General features: G+C 75.0%; 6 protein-coding genes and 1 pseudogene. 1 reads left to right on the top strand and 6 read right to left on the bottom strand.

What is annotated here, in order from left to right; genetic code table 11:
- Positions 1-199 (top strand): annotated as a pseudogene (locus tag GSF22_RS30095) (copper resistance CopC family protein); the annotation flags it as partial.
- A 24-nt stretch (positions 200-223) separates the two neighbouring features.
- Here the strand turns inward: GSF22_RS30095 and thiC are convergent.
- The 6 genes from thiC to thiO are packed head-to-tail and all read right to left on the bottom strand — an operon-like array spanning position 224 to position 5,284.
- Positions 224-1,816: a phosphomethylpyrimidine synthase ThiC gene (thiC, locus tag GSF22_RS30100; RefSeq protein ID WP_208817297.1), complete on the bottom strand. Its 1,593-nt coding sequence runs from the start codon at positions 1,814-1,816 to the stop codon at positions 224-226.
- A 13-nt stretch (positions 1,817-1,829) separates the two neighbouring features.
- Positions 1,830-2,627, bottom strand: a complete 798-nt coding sequence (gene thiD / locus GSF22_RS30105; protein WP_208817298.1) for a bifunctional hydroxymethylpyrimidine kinase/phosphomethylpyrimidine kinase — start codon at positions 2,625-2,627, stop codon at positions 1,830-1,832.
- Positions 2,624-3,253, bottom strand: a complete 630-nt coding sequence (locus GSF22_RS30110; protein ID WP_208817299.1) for a thiamine phosphate synthase — start codon at positions 3,251-3,253, stop codon at positions 2,624-2,626. The genes thiD and GSF22_RS30110 overlap by 4 nt, the downstream gene beginning before the upstream one ends.
- Positions 3,250-4,038, bottom strand: a complete 789-nt coding sequence (locus GSF22_RS30115; protein WP_208817300.1) for a thiazole synthase — start codon at positions 4,036-4,038, stop codon at positions 3,250-3,252. The genes GSF22_RS30110 and GSF22_RS30115 overlap by 4 nt, the downstream gene beginning before the upstream one ends.
- Entirely contained in the window at positions 4,035-4,235 is a 201-nt protein-coding gene (thiS, locus tag GSF22_RS30120) for a sulfur carrier protein ThiS (RefSeq protein ID WP_208817301.1), read from the bottom strand. The genes GSF22_RS30115 and thiS overlap by 4 nt, the downstream gene beginning before the upstream one ends.
- The gene (gene thiO, locus GSF22_RS30125; protein WP_244454396.1) at positions 4,226-5,284 is read right to left on the bottom strand and encodes a glycine oxidase ThiO; all 1,059 of its coding nucleotides are present in this window, start codon (positions 5,282-5,284) and stop codon (positions 4,226-4,228) included. The genes thiS and thiO overlap by 10 nt, the downstream gene beginning before the upstream one ends.
- Positions 5,285-5,291: the final 7 nt, after the last annotated feature.

The following is a 5,291-nucleotide window of genomic DNA, read 5'->3' on the forward strand; positions in this document are numbered from 1 at the left end:
GGCCGAGGTCACCGTGGTGGTGCAGGCCCGGGCCGCCCAGTCCGCCCGGCCGGTACCGGCCGCCGCGACCGCGCCGGCCGCCGCCGCACCGGCTGACGGTGGTGGTACCGGCTGGTGGTGGGCGGCGGCCGGCCTGGCCCTCGCCGTCGCCGGGGTGGCCACCGTGCTGCTCCGCCGGCCCGCCCGTCGCCGGCCCTGACCTGACCGGCCGTTGACCGGTCGGTCAGGCGAGCGGCAGGTAGACCCGGCCGCCGCCGGAGCGGAACTCCGCCGACTTGTCGGCCATCCCCCGCGCCGCGTAGTCCTTCAGCTCCTGGGTGATCTTCATCGAGCAGAACTTCGGCCCGCACATCGAGCAGAAGTGGGCGGTCTTCGCCGGCTCGGCCGGCAGCGTCGCGTCGTGGTACGACCGGGCGGTGTCCGGGTCCAGCGCCAGGTTGAACTGGTCGGTCCAGCGGAACTCGAACCGGGCCTTGGACAGCGCGTCGTCCCACGCCTGCGCCCCCGGGTGTCCCTTGGCCAGGTCGGCCGCGTGCGCGGCGATCTTGTACGCGATCACGCCGGCCTTCACGTCGTCCCGGTCCGGCAGCCCGAGGTGCTCCTTCGGCGTCACGTAGCAGAGCATCGCGGTACCGAACATGCCGATCATCGCGGCGCCGATCGCCGACGTGATGTGGTCGTACGCCGGGGCGATGTCCGTGGTCAGCGGGCCGAGGGTGTAGAACGGCGCGGAGTGGCACAGCTCCTGCTGGAGGTCGACGTTCTCCTTGATCTTGTGCATGGGTACGTGCCCCGGGCCCTCGATCATCACCTGCACGTCGTGTTCCCAGGCAACCGCCGTCAGCTCACCCAGGGTGCGCAGCTCGGCGAACTGCGCCGCGTCGTTGGCGTCCGCGATCGACCCGGGGCGCAGCCCGTCGCCGAGGGAGAACGTCACGTCGTACGCGGCCAGGATCTCGCAGAGCTGGTCGAAGTGGGTGTAGAGGAAGTTCTCCTCGTGGTGCGCCAGGCACCAGGCGGCCATGATGGAGCCACCCCGGGAGACGATCCCGGTGACCCGGTCCACGGCCAGCGGCACGTACGGCAGCAGCACCCCGGCGTGCACGGTCATGTAGTCGACGCCCTGCTCGGCCTGCTCGACGACGGTGTCCTGGAACACCTCCCAGGTCAGCTTCACCGGGTCGCCGCCCACCTTCTCCAACGCCTGGTAGATCGGCACGGTTCCGATCGGTACCGGCGAGTTGCGGACGATCGCCTCCCGGGTCTCGTGGATCCGTTTACCGGTGGACAGGTCCATCACGGTGTCCGCACCCCAGCGGGTGGCCCAGGTCAGCTTCTCCACCTCCTCGGCGACCGAGGAGGTGACCGCCGAGGTGCCGATGTTGGCGTTGACCTTCACCAGGAACCGGTTCCCGATGATCATCGGCTCGGACTCGGGGTGGTTGACGTTGGCCGGCAGCACCGCCCGCCCGGCCGCGATCTCGTCCCGGACCAGTTCCACCGGCAGTTGCTCGCGCAGCGCCACGAACTCCATCTCCGGGGTGACCTGCCCGGCCCGGGCGTACGCGAGCTGGGTCGGCCGCTTTCCGGGGCGCCCGGCCAGCGGGGTGCCGGCACCCCGGACCGGCGCCACGTCGCCCCGCTCGGCGATCCACGCGCCGCGCAGCGGCGGCAACCCCACCTCCGGGTCGGACCCCGGACCGGCGGTGTCGTAGAGCCGGACCGGCGGGTTGTCACCGGTCAGCGTGACCTCGGTGAAGGGCACCCGGAGGTCCGGGCGGGATCCCTCGACGTACACCCTGCGCCGTGCGTTCATGGCAGCCTCCTGTTCATCGACTGGTCCAGCCGAAGTGGTCGAGTGGGCCGCGTCCCGCGCCCAGCTTCCAGTCCCGGGCGCCGGCCAGCGCACGGGTGACGTACTCCTTGGCGGTGCGGACCGCGACCGGCACCGGGTCGCCGAGGGCCAGCCGGACGGTGATCGCCGCCGAGAACGAACAGCCGGTGCCGTGGGTGTGCCGGGTGTCCACCCGGGGCGCCCGCAGCAGCGTGGTCACCCCGTCGAGGTGCAGCACGTCCACCGCCTCGCCGCCGCCCGACTCGGCCAGGTCGCCCCCGGTGACCACGACCGCCGCCGCGCCGCCTGCGGTGAGCTGCGCGGCGGCGGACACCATCTCGTCCAGGGTGGACACCGGGCGGCCGAGGACCGCCGCCGCCTCCGCGCAGTTCGGCGTCGCCACCATCGCGTACGGCAGCAGCCGCTCGACCGCCCCGACCACGCCGAGCCGGTCCCCGCTGGTGGCCACCAGCACCGGGTCGACCACCAGGTTCGGCAGTCGGCCGGCCCGGGCGGCCACCGCCACCGCCCCGGCGACCTCCGGTCCGCCGAGCATCCCGGTCTTCACCGCCCGCACGGCGAAGTCGCCGAGCACCGCGTCCAGTTGCGCGGTCACCGCCTCCGGCGGCATCGGGTACACCGCGTCCACGCCCCGGGTGTGCTGGGCGGTGACCGCGGTCAGCACCGACGTGCCGTACGCCCCGAGCGCGGCGAACACCTTCAGGTCGGCCTGGATGCCGGCGCCCGCGCCGGAGTCCGAACCGGCCACGGTGAGCACCACCGGGGGCGTCACCGGTCCACCCCCGTCCGGTGGAGCTGGGCGGTCACCGGGGCCGCAGCGGCGGCGGCGACCAGGTCGGCGGCCACCCGGGCCGGGTCGGTGGCCCGCATCACCGCACCGAGCACCGCCACCCCGACCGCCCCGGCGGCCAGGCAGGCGGCCACCCGCTCCGGACCGTCCACCCCGCCCAGGGCGAGCACCGGCACCCGCGCCAGCCGGGCCAGCCGGCCCAACCCGTCCGGCCCCAGCGCCGGCCCGTACCCGGGTTTGCTGACCGTCGGGAAGACCGGCGACACCGTCACGTAGTCCTCGGTGGTCAACCGGGCCAGTTCGGCCCCGTCGTGGCAGGACCGGCCGACCAGCGCCAGCCGGGGCGGCGGGTACGGACCGGCGGCCGGCAGGTGCACCGCCGTACCGCCGAGCGGGTCCGGACCGGCCACCACCAGCGTCCCGCCGACCGGGTGCAGGATCTCCCGCAGCTCGGCGGCGAGCGCCGCCCGCCCGGCACCGGACAGGTCCTTCTCCCGGAGCACCACCCAGCGCACCCCGCCGGCCACCGCCGCCCGCACCACCTCGGGCAACGGTCGGCGGGCCTGCCGCCGGTCGGTCAGCAGCACCACCCCACGTGGACCGTTCACAGGTCAGGGCGTCCTTCGTCCGGGGTGGAGGCGAGCGCGTGGAACCGTCGGGCGATCCGGCCGGAACGGGCGGCCAGCCGGCCGGCGAGCACCGCGTGCCGCATCGCCCCGGCCATCCCCACCGGGTCCTCGGCCCGGGTGACCGCGCTGGCCAGCAGCACCGCGTCACAGCCCAGTTCCATGGCGAGCGCGGCGTCCGAGGCGGTGCCGATACCCGCGTCGAGGATCACCGGCACGTCCACGCTCTGCCGGATCAGCCGGATGTGGTGCGGGTTGCCGATCCCGAGGCCGGAGCCGATCGGAGCACCCGCCGGCATCACCGCCGCACAACCGGCGTCCGCCAGCCGGCGGGCCAGCACCGGGTCGTCGGAGGTGTACGGCAGCACGGTGAACCCCTCGTCGACGAGCTGCTCGGCGGCGCGCAGCAGTTCCACCCCGTCCGGCAGCAGCGTCCGGTCGTCGCCGACGACCTCCAGCTTGATCCAGTCGGTGCCGAAGGCGTCCCGGGCGAGCCGGGCCACCGTGACCGCCTCGGCGGCGGTGTAGCAGCCGGCCGTGTTGGGCAGCAGCCGTACCCCGCACCGGTCCAGCAGGTCCAGCAGTCCACCGGGCTGCCCGGCGGCCTGCGGGTCGACCCGGCGCAGGGCGAGGGTGACCAGCTCGGTACCGGAGGCCCGGATCGCGCCCTCCAGGACGTGCAGGTTCGCCGCCCCGCCGGTACCCAGGATCAGCCGCGAGCCGAACGCCGCACCGCCGAGCAGGAAGGTGTCCGTCACCCCGGTCACCCGCCCTGGCTGGCGGTCAGCACCTCGACGCGGTGGCCGTCGCGCAGCGTGGTACCCGCCCAGGCCGCCCGGGGTACGACCTCGCCGTCTACGGCGACGGCCACCCCACGTGCCGCGCTGGTCAGGGTGGCGACCAGTCCGGCCACGGTCGTCCCGTCGGGCAACGTCCGCCCGGTGCCGTTCACGGTCAGCTCCATGGCTGTCCCTCCACAATCCTGTCGGTCGTGAACCGGTCCGGGCGGAACGCCGCGAGCTGCGGGTCCGGCACCCCGGTCGAGATCAGGTCGGTGATCAGGTCGGCGGTCAGCGGGGTGAGCACGATGCCGTGCCGGTGGTGCCCGGCGGCCACGACCACCTCCGGTCGACCGGGCAGCGGCCCGAGGGCCGGGGCGTTGTCCGGGGTACCCGGGCGCAGCCCGGCCGCCGCCTCGACCAGCTCGTACTCGGCCAGCCCGGGTACCAGCTCGACGGCGGCCCGGAGCAGTCGCAGTACGGCGTCGGCGGTCACCTGCCGGTCGGCGCGCTCCTCGACGGTCGCGCCGACCACCACCTCACCGTCGGCCCGGGGCACCAGGTAGACCTGCTGGCCGTCGACGTACCCCCGGATCACGTGCCGGAAGCCGGGCGCTGCGCCGTCCGGGGTCCGCAGCCGCAGCAACTGCCCCTTGACCGGTCGGACCGGCAGCCCGGTGAGGCCGGCGGTGGCGCAGCCGGCCGCCACCACGACCGGCCCCTGTCGGTCCACGTCGGACAGTTGCCGGACGGGTTCCGGCACGATGGTCACCCCGGCCCGCTCGGCCGCCACCCGCAGTGCGTCGACCAACCGCCGGGGGTCCACCTGATGGTCGCCGGGGGCCCAGGCGCCACCGCGTACCCGGGGCGCCAACAGTGGTTCCCGGTCCCGGAGCTGACCCGGTCGCAGCGGCGTGATGGCCAACCCCAGTTCCTGCTGGTACGCCCAGAGCCGGCGCGCCTCGGCCAGGTCGTCGCCGGTCAGGCCGACCACCAGGGTGCCCTCGGTCCGGTAGCCGAGGTCGACGCCGCTCGCGGCGGTCAGCTCGGCGGCGAACCCGGGCCAGCGGGCGGCGGAGGCGACGAGCAGCCCGGTCAGTTCCCGCTCCCCGAAGTACGCCTCGGCGACCGGGGCGAGCATCCCGGCGGCCACCCCCGACGCCCCGGATCCGGGGGCCGGATCGCGCACGACCACCCGCATCCCGCGCTGGGCGCACCGCCAGGCCACCGCCAGCCCTGTC

Origin of the sequence: Micromonospora echinofusca, assembly GCF_017614955.1 — a bacterium.
GTDB lineage: Bacteria > Actinomycetota > Actinomycetes > Mycobacteriales > Micromonosporaceae > Micromonospora > Micromonospora echinofusca_A.

Excerpts from the sequence above, each read along its gene's own strand:
- thiS (WP_208817301.1), bottom strand. The coding sequence starts at position 4,235 with ATGGAGCTGACCGTGAACGGCACCGGGCGGACGTTGCCCGACGGGACG.
- thiC (WP_208817297.1), bottom strand. The coding sequence starts at position 1,816 with ATGAACGCACGGCGCAGGGTGTACGTCGAGGGATCCCGCCCGGACCTC.